The 15,621-nt window shown below is 69.3% G+C and carries 15 protein-coding genes and 1 tRNA gene; 6 read left to right on the top strand and 10 right to left on the bottom strand.

Going from position 1 to position 15,621, the window contains the following annotated elements; genetic code table 11:
- Nucleotides 1-33 precede the first annotated feature (33 nt).
- The 5 genes from ACZOOI_RS05040 to ACZOOI_RS05020 form a co-directional block, all read right to left on the bottom strand.
- Nucleotides 34-1,155, bottom strand: coding sequence for a terpene synthase family protein (locus ACZOOI_RS05040; RefSeq protein WP_465279608.1), 1,122 nt, complete (start codon nt 1,153-1,155; stop codon nt 34-36).
- A 300-nt stretch (nt 1,156-1,455) separates the two neighbouring features.
- Complete coding sequence (locus tag ACZOOI_RS05035; protein WP_465281116.1) at nt 1,456-2,775, bottom strand: FAD-dependent oxidoreductase; 1,320 nt, start codon at nt 2,773-2,775, stop codon at nt 1,456-1,458.
- 266 nt (nt 2,776-3,041) lie between these two features.
- Nucleotides 3,042-3,395: a hypothetical protein gene (locus ACZOOI_RS05030; protein ID WP_465279607.1), complete on the bottom strand. Its 354-nt coding sequence runs from the start codon at nt 3,393-3,395 to the stop codon at nt 3,042-3,044.
- Between the two features lie 88 nt (nt 3,396-3,483).
- Nucleotides 3,484-4,140, bottom strand: a complete 657-nt coding sequence (locus tag ACZOOI_RS05025) for a hypothetical protein (RefSeq protein WP_465279606.1) — start codon at nt 4,138-4,140, stop codon at nt 3,484-3,486.
- On the bottom strand, nt 4,137-4,310 hold the full coding sequence (locus tag ACZOOI_RS05020) for a hypothetical protein (protein WP_465279605.1): 174 nt from the start codon (nt 4,308-4,310) through the stop codon (nt 4,137-4,139). The genes ACZOOI_RS05025 and ACZOOI_RS05020 overlap by 4 nt, the downstream gene beginning before the upstream one ends.
- A 190-nt stretch (nt 4,311-4,500) precedes the next feature.
- Here ACZOOI_RS05020 and ACZOOI_RS05015 point away from each other — a divergent pair.
- Nucleotides 4,501-4,584 (top strand) — tRNA-Leu (locus ACZOOI_RS05015).
- 530 nt (nt 4,585-5,114) lie between these two features.
- On the opposite strand, the gene ACZOOI_RS05010 is transcribed toward ACZOOI_RS05015, so the two are convergent.
- The 3 genes from ACZOOI_RS05010 to ACZOOI_RS05000 all read right to left on the bottom strand — a co-directional run bounded on the left by ACZOOI_RS05010 (nt 5,115) and on the right by ACZOOI_RS05000 (nt 7,507).
- Nucleotides 5,115-5,816, bottom strand: coding sequence for a hypothetical protein (locus ACZOOI_RS05010; RefSeq protein WP_465279604.1), 702 nt, complete (start codon nt 5,814-5,816; stop codon nt 5,115-5,117).
- A gap of 12 nt (nt 5,817-5,828) precedes the next feature.
- The gene (locus ACZOOI_RS05005) at nt 5,829-6,383 is read right to left on the bottom strand and encodes a hypothetical protein (RefSeq protein ID WP_465279603.1); all 555 of its coding nucleotides are present in this window, start codon (nt 6,381-6,383) and stop codon (nt 5,829-5,831) included.
- 620 nt (nt 6,384-7,003) lie between these two features.
- The gene (locus ACZOOI_RS05000; RefSeq protein ID WP_465279602.1) at nt 7,004-7,507 is read right to left on the bottom strand and encodes a MarR family winged helix-turn-helix transcriptional regulator; all 504 of its coding nucleotides are present in this window, start codon (nt 7,505-7,507) and stop codon (nt 7,004-7,006) included.
- A 103-nt stretch (nt 7,508-7,610) separates the two neighbouring features.
- On the opposite strand from ACZOOI_RS05000, the gene ACZOOI_RS04995 reads away from it, so the two are divergent.
- Genes ACZOOI_RS04995 through ACZOOI_RS04985 form a run of 3 tightly spaced genes read left to right on the top strand, consistent with a single transcriptional unit; the run spans nt 7,611 to nt 11,504 of the window.
- Nucleotides 7,611-9,089, top strand: a complete 1,479-nt coding sequence (locus tag ACZOOI_RS04995) for an MFS transporter (protein ID WP_465279601.1) — start codon at nt 7,611-7,613, stop codon at nt 9,087-9,089.
- Nucleotides 9,082-10,944, top strand: a complete 1,863-nt coding sequence (locus ACZOOI_RS04990; RefSeq protein WP_465279600.1) for a DEAD/DEAH box helicase — start codon at nt 9,082-9,084, stop codon at nt 10,942-10,944. The genes ACZOOI_RS04995 and ACZOOI_RS04990 overlap by 8 nt, the downstream gene beginning before the upstream one ends.
- 41 nt (nt 10,945-10,985) lie before the next feature.
- The gene (locus ACZOOI_RS04985) at nt 10,986-11,504 is read left to right on the top strand and encodes a hypothetical protein (RefSeq protein ID WP_465279599.1); all 519 of its coding nucleotides are present in this window, start codon (nt 10,986-10,988) and stop codon (nt 11,502-11,504) included.
- Between the two features lie 30 nt (nt 11,505-11,534).
- Here the strand turns inward: ACZOOI_RS04985 and ACZOOI_RS04980 are convergent, their stop codons facing one another.
- A complete protein-coding gene (locus ACZOOI_RS04980) occupies nt 11,535-11,777 on the bottom strand; it encodes a hypothetical protein (protein WP_465279598.1) in 243 nt (80 codons plus the stop codon).
- A 595-nt stretch (nt 11,778-12,372) separates the two neighbouring features.
- Complete coding sequence (locus ACZOOI_RS04975; protein ID WP_465279597.1) at nt 12,373-12,567, bottom strand: hypothetical protein; 195 nt, start codon at nt 12,565-12,567, stop codon at nt 12,373-12,375.
- Between the two features lie 1,178 nt (nt 12,568-13,745).
- On the opposite strand from ACZOOI_RS04975, the gene ACZOOI_RS04970 reads away from it, so the two are divergent.
- A complete protein-coding gene (locus tag ACZOOI_RS04970; RefSeq protein ID WP_465281115.1) occupies nt 13,746-14,705 on the top strand; it encodes an ATP-grasp domain-containing protein in 960 nt (319 codons plus the stop codon).
- Nucleotides 14,706-14,802: 97 nt separating this feature from the next.
- Nucleotides 14,803-15,561: an ATP-grasp domain-containing protein gene (locus ACZOOI_RS04965; RefSeq protein WP_465279596.1), complete on the top strand. Its 759-nt coding sequence runs from the start codon at nt 14,803-14,805 to the stop codon at nt 15,559-15,561.
- Nucleotides 15,562-15,621: the final 60 nt, after the last annotated feature.

The following is a 15,621-nucleotide window of genomic DNA, read 5'->3' as shown; positions in this document are numbered from 1 at the left end:
AACGGCCGTGCCGGCAGGGTCGGTGACGACGGGTCAGGCCGAGCGGGTGCGCAGGTGTGCGGTCGCGGGGTGCTGCGCGTCCTCGGCGTAGCCGTGTGCGGGTTCGTCCGGGATCACGTCCGGCGCGGTGTAGGGGCCGGAGCGCAGGCCCCAGTCGTAGTAGCCGCGGATCCAGTTGCGCATCCCCTCGACGCTCATCTCCACGGCCGTGCGTTCGGTGGGGCCCAGGCCGAGTTCGCCGCAGATCTGTGGCATGTAGGCCTGGAGGGTCATGAACGTGTCGAGTTGCTCGTACGTCATCCTGGTCGCCTCGCGCAGCGCGGTGTCGTACGAGCAGCCGAGGCGGTCGCGCAGGACCACGACCAGGTTGTGCGAGGCGACCCGGCGGCCCCGACGCCCCGGCGACTGGATGTCGTTGATGTACGCGATGGTGTCGGTGGCGGCCTCGCGCAGTCGGCGCATCAGCGGGTGTGCCTGGATCTGGGCGGGCACCTCGAACCTGCGGCTGCGTTCGATCGCATCGAGGGAGTGCGGGATGCCGGCGGTGTTGCGGCGCATCACGCGGTAGCTGTCCAGATCGGGGACGACGCGCGAGGTGCTCATCCGCAATTCCGAGGCGTGCGAGGCGAGGAACCGGGCCCAGTTGGCCGCGAAGCGGTTCTGCCAGGTGACCGAGGTGCCGTCGGACATCGAGGCCCAGACCTCGGACCAGGCCAGGGTGATCGGGGAGACCAGATCGGGCGGGGTGCCGGGCTCGCGGAACGGGATGGTGATCAGTTCGCGGGCGATCTCGGCGACCCGGTCCGGGCGTTCGGGGGTGCGGGGGCGGGCGCCGGCGGTGCTGCCGGGAGTGGTGTCGGTGCCGGCGTCGGCTCGGGTGCGGGCGTCGGCGTCCGGGTCGGCGTCGCAGTCGTCGTCGAAGAGGAAGGCCAGCGAGAACCAGTTCATCAACATGTACTGGTCGTCGGCCGAGGCGTGCGGGTAGGTGCGGCCGACCGCCTCCGGCAGGTCCCAGGAGGTGTATTCGCGCAGACCAGCGTCGGTGCGGATCAGGCCGCGGTCGCGGATCCAGTCGAGATGGCGGCCCCGGGCGTCGTCCAGGTACGGACTGATCGGAGCCTCGAACGGTATCGAGAACAGCACATCCTGCGGCACCTGGTCTCCCACCCGTTGCGTGATCATTGTTATGCCGCATCGGCGTCGCCGGCGCAAGATCCTTTGCATGTGCGGAGAGTGACGTCGACGGGCGCTTCGACACGTACGGTGATGCGTGTTTTACGGGGACGTGCGGTGAATCGTGGTGCGGTCCGGTTGCACGGGAACGGGCGTTGCATCGTGCGCGGACACGTGCGGTGGTGCGTGTGCGGTGATGTGTGTGCGGTGCTGCCTATGCGGTGGTGCGTGTGCGTGTGTGGGCCGTGCGTTGCGGGCACGGGGCTTGCGGACGGGCCCGGGTCAGGCCGCGAGGTGAGCGGTGCTCTTGGTGGAGAGCAGTGCTTTCAGGTCGTGCACGGCGGCGCGCCCGGCCCGATTGGCACCGATCGTGCTCGCCGAAGGACCGTACCCCACAAGGTGGATGCGCGGGTCACGCACGGTGTGTGTACCCTCCATCCGGATTCCGCCGCCCGGCTCGCGCAGGTCCAGCGGCGCCAAGTGCCGCAGTGCCGCGCGGAATCCGGTCGCCCACAGGATGGCGTCGGCGCGTACCGAGGGGCCGTCGGCCCACCACGCGACACCGAGAGCGGTGATCCGATCGAAGATCGGCAGTCGCGTCAGCACCCCGTGCTCTCGCGCGGCGCGCACCGCGGCCGTAGGCGGCAGACCGGTCACCGCCACCACGCTCTCCGGCGGCAGCCCCGCCCGGACCCGCTCCTCCACCCGGGCGACCACGGACCGCCCGACCTCGGCACTGAACTCGCCGTCCCGGAACACCGGCGGCCGGCGGGTGACCCAGGTCGTGGTGCCGACCTCGGCGATCTCGGCGAGCGCGTGAATGGCGGACGTACCACCGCCCACCACGACCACGTGCTGCCCCGCGAACTCGGCCGGGCCGCGATAGTCCGCCGTGTGCAACTGCCGGCCGCGGAACTCGGCGGCCCCCGGGTAGTAGGGCACGAACGGGTGACGCCACGTGCCGGTGGCGTTGATCAGCGCGCGGGCGATCCAGGTGCCACGGTCGGTCTCGACGACCAGCAGGTCGGCGGGGTCGCCCTCGGGCGTGCTCGGATCGTGCGCCCGGCCGGTGGGGGAGTCGGCGCTGTTCGGACGGGGCGTGGGAGCCGACGGCGTTGAAGCGGTCGATGCCGAAGACGTCGGTGCCGAAGCGCCCTGCATCGAAGCGCCGCCCGCCATCGAAGCGCCCGGCGTCGAAGCGCCCGCCATCGAAGCGCCCGCCATCGAAGCCCCCGGCATCGATGAGCCCCGCGTCGATGCCTCCCGTATCGAACCGCCCCGCATCGAGCGCACGGCCCGCACCGCGACCGGACGCACGACGTCCAGGTCGAAGGCGCGCTCGTAGGTCGCGAAGTACTCCGGCAGCGCCTCGAATGCGGGCCGTGCCGGGTCGATGTGCGGAACCGGCAGGCCCGGCAGCTCGTGGATCCCGTGCACGGCATCCATCAGCAGCGTGGGCCACCGGTGCCGCCAGGCCCCGCCCGGCCCCTCGTCGGCGTCCAACACGACGAAGGACAGGCCGGAGCGGCGCAGGTGATAGGCCGCGGACAGGCCGGCCTGGCCGGCACCGATCACCACGACGTCCAGGACGCCCTCGTACATCGGCGAGTCGACGGCCGGCCCCGAGGCGGCCCGCGTTGCACGCCCCGCGCCGTCCCGGGTGCGCGGCGGGCCCGCGCCCGCCGCTCCGCCCGCGCCCGCGTCCGCCGCGCCCACGGCAACCGGGGCCGCGCCCGCTCCCGCCGCTCCGACCGCCGCGCCCGTACCCGCAGTTCCGGTCGATGTGGCCCGCGTAGCCGATGTAGTCCGCGTACTCACCATCTCGCTCACACGAGCAAGAACAGGTGGCCCCCGGAGATGCTTCCCGTTCAGCCCGTGGCGTCGACCACGATGGTGATCCCGATCAACTGACCGGCGACGGTCACCAGCCCGAGCCATTGCCATACGCCGCGCAGCCCCGCCGCCCCGGACACCGCCGTGGACACGGCGACCAGAAGGAGCGCGAGCAGGCTCGTCCCGAACGCCACCAGCGATCCGTCGGCCGGGCCGACCGCCGGTTCGCGACAACCCCGTCGCTCCAGACAGTCGCCGGTGGCATTCCAGTAGCCGGCGAGCACGAGCGTGAAGTCCACCAGGATCAACACGACCGTGCCGAGGAACAGCCCCCATCCCCACAACAGGGCCCGGACCGGGGACGCGGGTGCCTCGTCCCGCCCGCTCACCCGGGCGAGCCCCGTCCGGCGACCGCACTTCTGCCGTCGATGCCACGTCGGACCCACTCGTGCTCGACGCCCACCCGCGGCCGCGCCCTCAGGAATCCGACCCGAGCAGCCGGCCGAGCTGCTCCTGACAGCGGTCGAGCCGGGCCTGAAGCAGGGTGACCTCGGCGACCAGCTGCGGTACGAGTTCGTACTCGCCGCGCACGTACGGGTTGGCGTCCGCGGCGACCGGCACCCCGGCCAGGCGCGCGTACGACCCGAACGACAAGCCCACGCGCCCGGCCGCACAGCCGGTACAGCTGCCGACCAGGCCGCGCCGGTCCACGACCCCCGTACCCGCGTCGACCAGCAACTCGGCCGGGTTGCCGCACCCGCAGGCGCCGACCCGCACCGAGGTGACCCGTTGTCTGCTGTACCGGAAGCCGCGTTCGAAGCGGATATAGCTGCCGAGCACGTCCACCCGCAGCAGCGCCGCGTGCCGATACTCGGTGACGCACATCAGCCCGCGCGCGTCCGCCTCGGCGGTCAGACAGTAGAACCCGCAGTCGCAGCGGGCCGCGGGCGGCCGATGTCGCCGCCCGTACGCACAGCGCGCCTCGGCCTCGACGTCGTACGCCTGACCACGCCCGATCGACACCCCGGCGAAGCCCGCCCGATCACCGTCCACCGACAACAACAGCGACGCGACCTTGAACCCCACGGGCGCGACGCCCGGCCGCTCCTCGGGCAGCCGCCGCCGGCGGATCATCGCCCGGCGACCTCCGACGGCACCTCCACCGCAGTCGCCCCCGAGGCCCGGGCGTCGCCCCCTCGACCCTGCTTCGCCTCGGGCGCCGGCACGTCCCGCTCCCGCTCCTCCTCGATCCGCGTCGCCTGCTCCACGACCACACCCGTCGCCACCGGCCTGCCGAGCTGCATGGGATGCCCCTCCCGAATCGACTTCTCCCAGGATGTTCACCCGCCACAGCCGCACCCACACCCCCCGCCTGATCCCGACAAGACGCCCACGAGATCCCGCCAAACCAACCAACAGGTAACCGTGTCGCAAAGCTCTCCGGAACCTTGCTATCCTTGCGATGCACGCAGGGCTTCGCCCCTGCGCCCACTCGTCCGGGTGGCGGAATTGGCAGACGCGCTAGCTTGAGGTGCTAGTGCCCGAAAGGGCTTGGGGGTTCAAGTCCCCCCTCGGACACATCAGGGCCGTTCTTGAAATGGCCTGAGATGAATTGACGAGATCCTGCGCGAGCCTTTGGTTCGTGTGGGATTTCGGCGTTTCAGGGGCTGTTCGCGCTGGTGTGCGGGCTGGGGGCGTGTGTTGGCGGGGCCGATCGCGTCGTCGCGCGGTTCCGGAGCATGCCGGAGCGCCCCGAGGCGGACAACCGCAGGGCGCGGGCTGGTGGGCGTGCGGTTCGGTGGGCCTCGGTCAGTTTCCGATGTCTGGCGGTGGCCGGTCCGGCGAATCCGAGGCACGCGTTCCTGGGGCCAGGAGATGCGGCTCGTCGGTCCAACGAACGTTGGGAGATCGAGACGGCCTACGCGGAACTCAAGTCCACGATCCTGGGCGGGCGGGTCCTGCGCGCCCGCACCCCGGCCGGGGTCGAGCAGGAGGTCTGGGCCTGCTGGTCGCCTACCAGGTGCTGCGGACCGCGATGACGGATGCCACCGACAGCGTTCCGGGAACTGAACGGCGTTGGATCTGGTGCCGCGTCCGGCGGCACGCCGTCAGCTCCGGCGTTTGGCCTTCTCCTCGTTTGCCTTGACCAATCGGGCCTGCGGATCGAGCCCGAAGTACTTCGCGGCATCGGGGTCGGGCGCGGTCCGCTCCAGGATCGCCTGTATCTGGGTGGTGTTCTTGCCCTTGAATTCCCTGTGTGAGGGGGGCTCGCCGTCGGCGTTTCTTGCCTCGTCGGTCGTAACGTTCTTGCCGTTCAGCGCCACGACGCCACTCGGCGCGGTCATGGTCCACGTACCGTTCGCCAGGCGTGCAACCGGCAGGACGTACGTCTTGCCGACGTCGATTCGCGGCGCGCCCCGGTACACCATTTCGATCTTCCGGCCGTCGTGGAGCAGCCAACCCGCCACGGACTGCGGGAACGTATCGGGCAGCGACTCGCTTCCCTGCCTGGACCAGAGCGTTTGGGACACGTTCAACGAGACTTCCCGGGACAACAACCCCTCGCCGCGCGATTCGGTGAGCGGCGACGGTTCTTGCCGTTCCGATTCCACTTTCACCACGACCAAGTGATCTGCGTAGGAGACCCAATCCACCGCCGTCGCGGTGGGGAACATCTCCATGGCATCGGCGACACGTGGCCGACTCGACGCAGACGGAGAATCCCCTTCGTCACTCAAGAAGAAGAATGTGCCGCCGGCTGCCACCAGTAATGCCGCGCCTATGAGTATGGGCTTTTTGATGGTTGCCATTTCCCCTCCCCGTCAGTAGGTGGCGTTGATGAGTTCGAAATTGCTCGGGTTCAGATATATTTGGCTTGTCGAGATCTTTTGCATGCATCCCAGTCGCCAGTCCTCGGGGTCGATCCAGGGACTGGCGTTGTCGCCGTGGGTCAGGCCGACGACATGTCCGGTCTCGTGACAGGAAAGGGCCTGGCCGGGATTCGTGAACGCGAAAGTGATATAGAACTGGTCGCACTTGTATTGGCTGATCGGATCGTCGCAGAAAGTGACCCCGATGTTGCCATTGCCCGGATTCCCGTAGGTGTAGATGATGTCGGTCTCTGCGGGACCCGTGGTCACCGGCGGACTGCCGTCCCCCCAGAGCATGTTCAGATCCGTGCCATCGAAATCGATGGAAGAAAGCCAAAGGCCCGCCCCGTCGGTTATCCCGCCGCCCACGGAAGAGAGCGTCACCTCGGTGTTGTCCTGTTGGCAGCTTCCACCGTAGGAGCACGTGTTCCAGTTCCCGATGGGGAACATGTTGTCGGTGATGATGGTGGCGGACGCGGAACCCGACAGGGCCACTGATGTGGCCATGGCCGTAACCGCGGTCAATGCACACCTGAGACTTCGTCGCACAATGGTCAAGTTCTCTCGTGATCGCGTCCTGCCACAGTGGCAGATTCGATGCGCAAGAAACAGAGGGCGCCATGTTTCGGCCCGAGATCCGCACGCATTGGTTTCCGGACACGCCGATTGTGTCGAGCAGTTCGGCCGCCACCGCTTCGATGGGCGGTGCCGGTCGGTGACGAAGCGGGGCATGAAGCGCTGGCTGACCGGGTCGCGCAGTTCCCGGTGGCGCGGTGGCGCGGCTGGTCCATGTTGCGGAAGTTGCCCTACGAGGACGTGGTCAGGTCCTCGTGGTACGGGATGAACTCGCTGAGGTCGTTGGAGAAGGGTTCGCGTCGGTTGCGACAGTCATCGCGTCGGCGAGCGGGCGAGGGCTCGCCACCGCCCGCTTCCTCGTCCGGGCCCGACCGGCTCGGTACCACGTTTGTGCCGGAACAACGTGAAGCAACGTGGAGCGTTGCTGCATCTCTTCGGAGATGTGCGGTCCACCCATCGAGCTTCACTCCTCGCGTTGCGGAAGGAGACGGAGGTTCCGATTCATCCCATCGGATCCCTCTCGAAGTTCGGTGGAAGATCGCTTTACGCGCTCAGCCGTCGGGATGCGCGGACCGCAGCCGGTCGACCTCGGCGGCCGCGCTGTCGCGAGCCACCTCGACGAAACGCAGCAGGGTACGGAGCTGGTCGTCGTCGAAGGGCGTCAGGTCGTCGCGGGTGCGCGCGGTCAGGCCCGCGTAGTAGGCCGTGATCCGGTCGAGTCCTTCCATGGTCGGTTCGATGACGACCCGTCGCCGGTCGTCGGGGTCCGGAACCCGCTTGACGCAGCCGGCCGCGGTGAGCCGGTCGATCATCCGCGAGGCCGCGCCGGGAGTGAGGCCCACCCGTCTGGCCAGGACGCTGGAGGTGGCCGGCCCGTCCTGGTGCAACGCGTGCAGACAGTGGAAGTCGGTCGCCACGACCCCCATGCGGTCGGCGATCAAGCCGTTGATCTGGATCAGTTGGGTGATCCATTCCGGCAGCGCGGTAATGACCCGAGATGCGAGGTCCTCTCCGGATGCGTCGGTTTCGGCGTTTTCCTGCTGGTTCTTCGTCATGTTGACACGACCCGATCGTCTCACTAGATTGCGCCGCACAATAAGTGCGCCACACAACAAGTGTGCTGCGCAATATAAGTGCGTTCGATTCGAGGAGCAAGTGTTGTCCATCGAGCCCACCGCACCGATGGCGACCCGAGGCCGCACCCTGGCCCTACTCGTCATCCTGCTCGCGACGTTCATCGACCTCATCGGTGTCACCGTCCTCAACGTCATCCTCCCGTCCATTCAAACCGATCTGGACGCGAGCCCGGCCCAGCTGCAATGGATGCAGGCGGGTTACACCCTGGTGTTGGCGGTGGGCATCGTCAGCGGCGCCCGGCTGGGCGACATGCTCGGCCACAAGCGCGTCTTCATCGCCGGCATGGCGGGCTTCGCGGCCTCATCGGCCCTGTGCGCCCTGTCGGTGGGACCGGAAATGCTCGTCGGCGGGCGAGTGGTGCAGGGCTTGTTCGCCGCGCTGGTGATTCCCCAGGTCCTGTCCCAGATCCAGATCATGTACGCCTCGAACGAACGCGGCGGCCCGATGGCGGCCTACTCGTCGCTCTCCGGTCTCGCCGCGACGCTGGGGCCCGTCCTGGGCCCGCTGCTGCTCAAGTCGGACCTGGCCGGGTCCGGCTGGCGGATGGCCTTCTGGGTGAACGTCCCGCTCGGCCTGTTCGTCGTGGTGGCCTCGTGGAAACTGCTCCCGGAAAGTCGGGCGACCCACGCCGCCCGGATCGACGTGCCGGGCGTGATCCTCGCGTCGGTGGGCCTGGTCCTGGTGTTGTATCCGCTGATCGACTCGGCGGGCAAGACCCCGTGGCCGGCGTGGACGTACGGGTCAATCCTGGCGGGTGTGGCGGTGCTCGTCGGATTCGTCTTCTACGAACGACGGGTCGGCAGTCGCGGTGGGTCCCCCCTGGTGGAGATGTCCCTGTTCCGGTTCCGCTCGGTACAGGGCGGCCTGCTCCTGCAACTGCTGTTCTTCGTCCCCGCGATGGGCTTCTTCCTGGTCTTCATGCTGTTCCTCCAGAACGGCATCGGCATGAGCCCGATGCGCGCGGGTCTGACGATGCTGCCCTGGTCGGTGGCGGTTCCGGTGTTCGCCACCCTCTCGGCGGTGGTGCTCCTGCCCAGGATCGGCCGGATGACCGCGCAGATCGGACTGGTCGTGATGGTGATCGGCTTCGCCATGGTCGCGCTCGCCGCCGGCGGCGCCACCCCCGACACCGACTGGACGGACATGTTCTGGGGCGTGCTGGTGGGCGGCGCGGGCATGGGCATGCTCGTGGCCCCGCTGATGCAACTGACCCTGACCGATGTGCCGATCGAGTTCGCCGGATCGGGATCGGCCCTGTACAACACCGTCACCCAGTTGGCCGCCTCGATCGGCGTGGCCGTGATCGGTACCGTCTTCTTCACCGACCTCAAGGGCGTCGGGCAGACCTCCGCCGAGCTCGCCGACGGGTACGGCAGTGCGATGGCGACCTCGTTGTGGCTGGGAGTGGGCCTGCTCGCGGTTGCGTTCGCCAGTAGCTTCCTGTTGCCGCGTGGGCCGGTTGCGGCCCCGGCACCCGACGTCGAGGTGGTCAATGCCTGAGTTGCCCGGTCGACTGCAAGCCGTCTTCGTCCCCGCCGAGAGCGCGATGGCCTGGTGGGGTGTCGCCGACCTCGACCCGGCCGTGCGCGAACATGGGTTGCCCGAAGGCCGCCCGAGTACCTGTCGCCTCGCCCTTCCCGACGGGGGTCGCGTGGTGCCGGCCACCGTCGCCGTTCGGCTCGCGGAACTCGACTCCGCGCTGCCCGCCCTGACCACCCTCGACACGGACCGCACGACGATCGGCGCGTCCATGCGGGCCTGGCGGGTCGCCGCCATCCTGCCGCACGACGCCGACGACGCCTTCGCGGAACTGGGCGCGCGCATGCCCACGGCCGCGCACGCGCTCCTCGGCTTCCAGGAGACCACCATCTTCTCGGCCTCCGCCCTGCTCGGCCGATTCCGACAGACGGTGGCCACCCACGCGGCCTTGCGCTCCACGAGCATCCGGGGCGAGTTACGTCCCTACCAGATCCACGGCGTGGCCTGGCTCCGCGGCGTGCCCGGTCTCGGTGGCGGGGGGATCCTGGCCGACGAGATGGGACTGGGCAAGACCCTGCAGGCGATCTGCCTGCTCGCCACCCGCCCGCCCACCGGCCCGCACCTGGTGGTCTGCCCCACCTCCCTGATCGGCAACTGGCAACGCGAACTGGCCCGCTTCGCGCCGGACACACCCGTGATCGGCTATCACGGATCGCGCCGTACCCTTCCGGAGTCCGTCCCGCCCGGAACCGTGGTCGTCACGAGCTATCCCATGCTCCGCACGGACGGCATTCTGACGGAGACCACATGGGACGTGGCGATCTTCGACGAGGCGCAGCAGATCAAGAATCCCGACGCTCTCGTCAGCAAGGCCGCCCATCGCCTGTCCGCCGAGGTCCGGATCGCCATGACCGGCACCCCGGTGGAGAACCACCTCGAGGAACTCTGGTCGATCCTCAACATCACCAGCCCCGGCCTGCTGGGCAGCCGCGCCCGATTTCGACAACGTTTCGCGGCCCCCATCGAACAACGCCGCTCGGCGACCGCGGCGGCGGCCCTGAACGCGTTGGTCGCACCGCGGCTGCTCCGCCGCACCAAATCCGAGGTGGCGACCGAACTGCCGGCCAAGCAGTACTCGACGATCGTCTGCACCGTGACCGAGGAGCAGTCCCGCCTCTACCGGGAAGCCGTCGACCGGGCCTTCACCGACGGGTTCGGCAGCGGCATCGGGCGGCGGGGCCGGATCCTGGCGCTGCTCACCTCGCTCAAGCAGATCTGTAATCACCCCGCCCAGTTCCTGCGTGAGGACTCCGCGACACCCGGCCGTTCCGGCAAGTTCGACCGGGCCACGGAGATGCTGGCCGAAATCGTCGAAGAGCGCGATCGTGCCCTGGTCTTCACCCAGTACCGGGCGATGGGTGAACTGCTCTCCGGTTCCCTGTCCGCCACCCTGGGCACCGGGCGCATCCCGTTCCTGCACGGTGGCCTCTCCCTCGAACAGCGAGACTGGCTCGTCCGGGCCTTCCAGGAGGACGACGACGCGCCACCCGTCCTGCTCCTGAGCCTGCGCGCCGCCGGATTCGGGCTCAACCTCACGCGCGCCACCCACGTCATGCACTACGACCGCTGGTGGAACCCCGCGGTGGAGGAGCAGGCCACCGACCGGGCCCATCGCATCGGCCAGGACCGTACCCTCAACGTCCACACCCTCGTCACCGGAGGCACGATCGAAGACCACATCGCACAGATGCACGACGCCAAACGCGGATTGGCCGACATCGTCTCCGGCAACACCGAAGCCGCGCTGGCCGACCTGTCCGACGAGCAACTGCACGCCGTACTCGACCTCGACCTCGACCTCGGAGCCCTCACCTGATGCCCGCCGAATTCGGAGCCACCCCCTGGGGCCGAGTCTGGATGCGTACGGTGGAAACCACCGTGGTGGCCGTACCCAACCCCCTCCTTCCGAAGGCGCGCAGCCTCGCGCGCAACCACGCCGTCACGCTGACCGTCGAGGGTGGTCGGATCGACGCCACCGTGGTCACGTCCGGCCGACTCCACCGGGTCCGGATCGATGTGCCGCGCTGGTCCGCTCGGGAACAGGCGGACGCCGAGCGGCTGATCGCCAAAGCCCTTGCCGACCACCGCGGACTGGCGCCCGGAGATCTGCCCGACACACTGGAGGCGGATCTCAGACACCACGACGTCGGCATCGCGCCGGCCCTCGCCGATCTGGATGCCGGCTGCGAATGCCGAACCCGGCAACGCCCGTGCGTCCACGTGCTGACCACGCTCTACGCGCTGTCCCAACAGCTGGACGAACGCCCGGTATTGGCCGTCGAGTTGCGTTCTTCGGGCGCGAAACCCGCCACACCGCCCGATCCCGACCGGATCGAGATCACCGCCATCGACGTGGCGGGCTTCTACGGAGACTGACCGCTGCGCGCGGCGCACTCGGCTCGCCGGCTACACCCGGGCCTCGAACAGCGCCACCGAGCCCCGTACGGTCAACCGGTAATCGGTGAACCTGGCGGCGAGTCCGGCCTCCAGGTCGGCCGGCGCATCGCCCCGGTTGTCGAACGTGCCCTTCTCGTTGAGTTCGTCCAACAGCTTCCGCGCACGCTTGCCGTGCGCGACACCCGTCGCCAACACGGTGCTGCCGAAGATCCGGCCGCCGGGCACCACATGGGCGCGTGCGTGGTCGAACACAACGGGTCCTCGAAATCGACCGCCAGATCCCGCTGCTCCGGCGTCTGCTCGGCGGCCTCGACCAGGCCGGCGAAGAACTCGCCCGACTCGCGTTCGACCCGCTCCGCATCGAATCCGCCCTCGCCGAGCGCCGCCTGATCCACCGTCACCTCGGTGGACGAAGCGGACAGCGGGCGAAACGTCCACACCCCGCGCGACCCGGCCGCCGGCGGCTCGGCCGGCTCCCACTCGTACTCGATCCGCAGCGCTTCCCGGTCGAACCGCCAACTCGCCTGCCAGGTCCGCACCGTGTGCTCGTCGAGCACCCACCCGTGCCGGAACGACTCCGCCCCGTCCCGGACACCCAACGACTGCGCATGCACCGAAGGACGATGGAATTGCGACCACTCGCGCAACTCCGCGAGCCGATCGAACACCTCGTTCGCCGGCGCGGCGACCACCGCGGTATGCCGGATGACACCCTCACCCACAATCGGCATCTCTGATATCCCTCCACAAATCGGCGACAGCACGGCATTCCCAGCACCGAGCCTCACGGCCCCCGCTCGAATCCGCGTGGAACATCACTGGAAAACCGCCGCGCCCCCGCCGACCGTCAGCCGGGCGCTATCGCCTTGATGACGTCGTCCGTGACGTCGTTGCGGCCGGCGGGGTCGCCCGGCAGGTAGATGCGCCACTCGCCGTCGGGAGCGGACGGGTCGGCCGGGGCCGGGATCAGGCGTACGTCCAGGTGGTCCCCGACGGTGTCCTGCCAGCGCTGGATGGCCCAGCGGGCCTGCACTTCGTTCATGGCTGCCTCCACGGCTGCGTCGACCGACACCGGGATCGAGTCTGCCGGCGACGATGCGCGACCGCCCGGGCCGCCGGCGGGGCTCGGGATGCCGTGCCGCAGGTGCGGCCCGGAAACCGGACCCGGCGGGCGGTGGCTCGCGTCGGAAGTACGGCAACCGATGGCCGAGTTGGCACCGTCGGGATGTTTCGAGACGCGGCACGGGATGATTTCGACGGCCGCGAAGGCGTTCGATTTCGCGTCCACCGGGGTCGATTGGGGTGTCGGTGGGGGAAATCGGGGTTGGGGGAGGGGGAACGTAGGGGTTCTTCGGCTTCGGGTGAGGGTTCGGATGCTCCGGGTGGGTATCGAAGGAGCAGACGGTGCGCGTCGTGCGCACCACGGCGACTGCGCCGGAGACCGGGACGACCAGGAGGACGTGGCCATGACGCGGATCAGGATCGTCAAACGCCCCGTTTCCCCGCGGCCGCAGCCGCCGGCGGATTTGCGAACACCGTCCGGGCGTCCGCTGCCCTATTGACGGCGATGGGGACTCGGCGTGGACCGCCGGACCGCGGTGGCGGGGGCGCGGTCGTTGATCGGACGGGCATCGGACGTTGATCGACGCGCGTGACACTGGCGCGTCCACGCGGCCGCGGCCGCACCCTGCGTGCCGGCCGGATGCCTGTGCCGGCGCCGTCCGGAAAGGGAACCGCCCCATGTCCGCCGTGCCCGTCCGTCGCCCACGGACCGTCCCAGGGCATTCGTCGTGATGCGCCGCATCGACGCCCGTCGCCCGATCCGGGCACCACGCGCGGTGTGGCCCCATGCCCGCCCGCCCGCCCGCGGCGCGCTCCGCGCTGCCCGTACGCCCCGCCCCGAGCTTGGCCGGGCCCGATCGCTTCGCCCGGCGCCGTCCAACTCCGTCCGGCGCCGTCCGGCGCCGCCCGGCGCCTCCTCGGCCCGCCCGGGCCGGTGTATGCCTTGACCTGCTCTATGCCAGGCGCCCGAGCGGAGCACCCGATTCCTCTCTACTCTTGACCTGATGACGAATCGCCCCCCAAATGGCCCATGATGGTGGTCAACCGTGGAGTTTGATGGGGTGTGTGCCGGTCGTCCACGGCGCGCGTGGCATGCTGTGCCGTCAATGTTCTGCCGGAGGGGGAACGGCGGCCGTCCCGGGGGGATATCGGATGAAAATGGCCTTGGCGTTCCTCGTTGAGGAGCAATACCGCCTCGATGGCATGCCGCTCGATGTGGTCCGGCAGCTCGACGCTTGGGGGCATCACGTCGACATCGTGCGTCCGGGCAGCTCGTTGATCGAACTGTCCGACCTGATCCGGGCCGGCTCGCACGATGCCTGGGTGCTCAAGACGGTCTCCGGCGGGCCGGGGCTGAGCATGTTGGAGGCCGCGGCGGCGCTCGGGCTCACCACGATCAACGACGCGCGGGCGATTCGATCCGTCCGGGACAAGGCGGTGGCCGCGGTGATCGCGCGCGCCCACGGGCTGCCGATGCCGGTCACCTACTTCGCCGCGGTGCCGGAGTTGCTCGCCGCGATTCCCGCGGCCTCCTACCCGCTTGTGGTCAAGCCGGCCGGCGGCAGCTCCGGACGGGCCGTGCACCTGGTGTCCACGCCCGAGGAACTGGCCCGACTGGGCGCGGAACTCACGGGCGAAGGACCGCTGTTGGCCCAGGTTTATGTCCCGAATATGGGCAATGACCTGAAAGTTTACGCTGTTTCGGGCGAAGTGTACGCGACGGTTCGGCGCTCACCACTGCATCCCGAGCATTCGGTCCGGGAGAGCCGGGTGCCGCTGCCGAGCGGAACGGCCGCGCTGATGCACCGGATCGGCGAGGCATTCGGGCTCGATCTGTTCGGCGTCGACATCATCGAGGGACCGGACGGACCGATGGTCGTGGACATCAACGACTTCCCGAGTTTCCGCTGCGTGCCCGACGGGGTGGCCCGGGTGGCCCGCGCGGTGCTCGACCTCGCCGCCGGCGGCACGGGAGTCGGTACGGCGCCGGCCGCCAACGTGGCCATGATCCCCAATGGGCCGACCCGTACGCCGCTGCGCCCCATGGCTGTGGCCACACCCGCCCATGCCGGTGCGAGTGCGATCGTCGACGCCGCGCCGCCCGCGTACGTCGGCTGACGGGGCGCGTGCGCACGTGCGGATCTGCTTTGTCACCGATCGTCCCGATCACCCGCTCCTGGCGGAGGCGCGTACCCTGCTGACGCCCCGTCATGAGGTGAGCGCGCTCGACCCCGACACCGTCACCGACCGACACCCGATCAGCGCCGACGTATACCTGCTCAAGGCGCGTACGGCCAAGGCGCTCGCGTTCGCCGAGCGAGCCGAGCGACACGGCGCAAGGGTGCTGAACTCCGCGGCGGCCACCCGTGCTTGTCAGGACCGGGTACGCATGGCCGAACTCGCCTGGGCGGCCCGGCTGCCGTTCCCGGCCACCACGGCTTTCGCCTCGCCCGCCCGGCTGCTCGCGACCGATCCGGTGTTCCCGCTGATGGTCAAGAGCCGACACAGCCGCCGCCACGACCTGGTCGCCCGGGTCGACGACCTCGACGCACTGCGCACGATGGCCCGGGACTGGCCTGACGAACCGATCGTGGCCCAAGAGTTCGTCGACAACGGCGGCTGGGACCACAAGTTGTGGGTGGTCGATGGTCACGTCTTCGCGGGCCTGCGCCGCACCGCACTCGACGGCCCCGCGGAAACCAAGCCGATCGCGCCGGAGGATCTCCCCATCGGATGGTCGTCCCTCGCCCGCCGGGTCGGCATCGCCTTCGGCCTGGACGTCTACGGGGTGGACATCCTGGAGGTGGACGGCGTCCCGTCCATCATCGACGTCAACGCCTTCCCCGGCATGCGCGGGATGCGCGGAGCGCCCGAGGCGCTCGCGGCCTTGGCCGCACGGGACGGAAATTCGGACAGGACGGAAAAGAGGATCGAAGCGCGCTATTCCGCCTTGCGGGTCTCGGGCGCAAAGTGAGTCAATAGGGCGAAATCAATTGGCTGACGAACCCTCAGACATATATGTCGTCGCTGAGGT

Source organism: Embleya sp. L77, from assembly GCF_055557415.1.
This window is presented reverse-complemented; position numbering and strand designations above follow the sequence as displayed.

Bases quoted from the DNA above. Each gene is read 5' to 3' on its own strand.
- ACZOOI_RS05035 (WP_465281116.1), bottom strand. From the start codon at position 2,775: ATGTACGAGGGCGTCCTGGACGTCGTGGTGATCGGTGCCGGCCAGGCC.
- ACZOOI_RS04985 (WP_465279599.1), top strand. From the start codon at position 10,986: ATGCGTACGGTGGAAACCACCGTGGTGGCCGTACCCAACCCCCTCCTT.
- ACZOOI_RS05010 (WP_465279604.1), bottom strand. From the start codon at position 5,816: ATGGCAACCATCAAAAAGCCCATACTCATAGGCGCGGCATTACTGGTG.
- ACZOOI_RS04970 (WP_465281115.1), top strand. From the start codon at position 13,746: ATGGCCTTGGCGTTCCTCGTTGAGGAGCAATACCGCCTCGATGGCATG.
- ACZOOI_RS04975 (WP_465279597.1), bottom strand. From the start codon at position 12,567: ATGAACGAAGTGCAGGCCCGCTGGGCCATCCAGCGCTGGCAGGACACC.
- ACZOOI_RS05020 (WP_465279605.1), bottom strand. From the start codon at position 4,310: ATGCAGCTCGGCAGGCCGGTGGCGACGGGTGTGGTCGTGGAGCAGGCG.
- ACZOOI_RS05000 (WP_465279602.1), bottom strand. From the start codon at position 7,507: ATGACGAAGAACCAGCAGGAAAACGCCGAAACCGACGCATCCGGAGAG.
- ACZOOI_RS05005 (WP_465279603.1), bottom strand. From the start codon at position 6,383: ATGGCCACATCAGTGGCCCTGTCGGGTTCCGCGTCCGCCACCATCATC.
- ACZOOI_RS05025 (WP_465279606.1), bottom strand. From the start codon at position 4,140: ATGATCCGCCGGCGGCGGCTGCCCGAGGAGCGGCCGGGCGTCGCGCCC.
- ACZOOI_RS04990 (WP_465279600.1), top strand. From the start codon at position 9,082: ATGCCTGAGTTGCCCGGTCGACTGCAAGCCGTCTTCGTCCCCGCCGAG.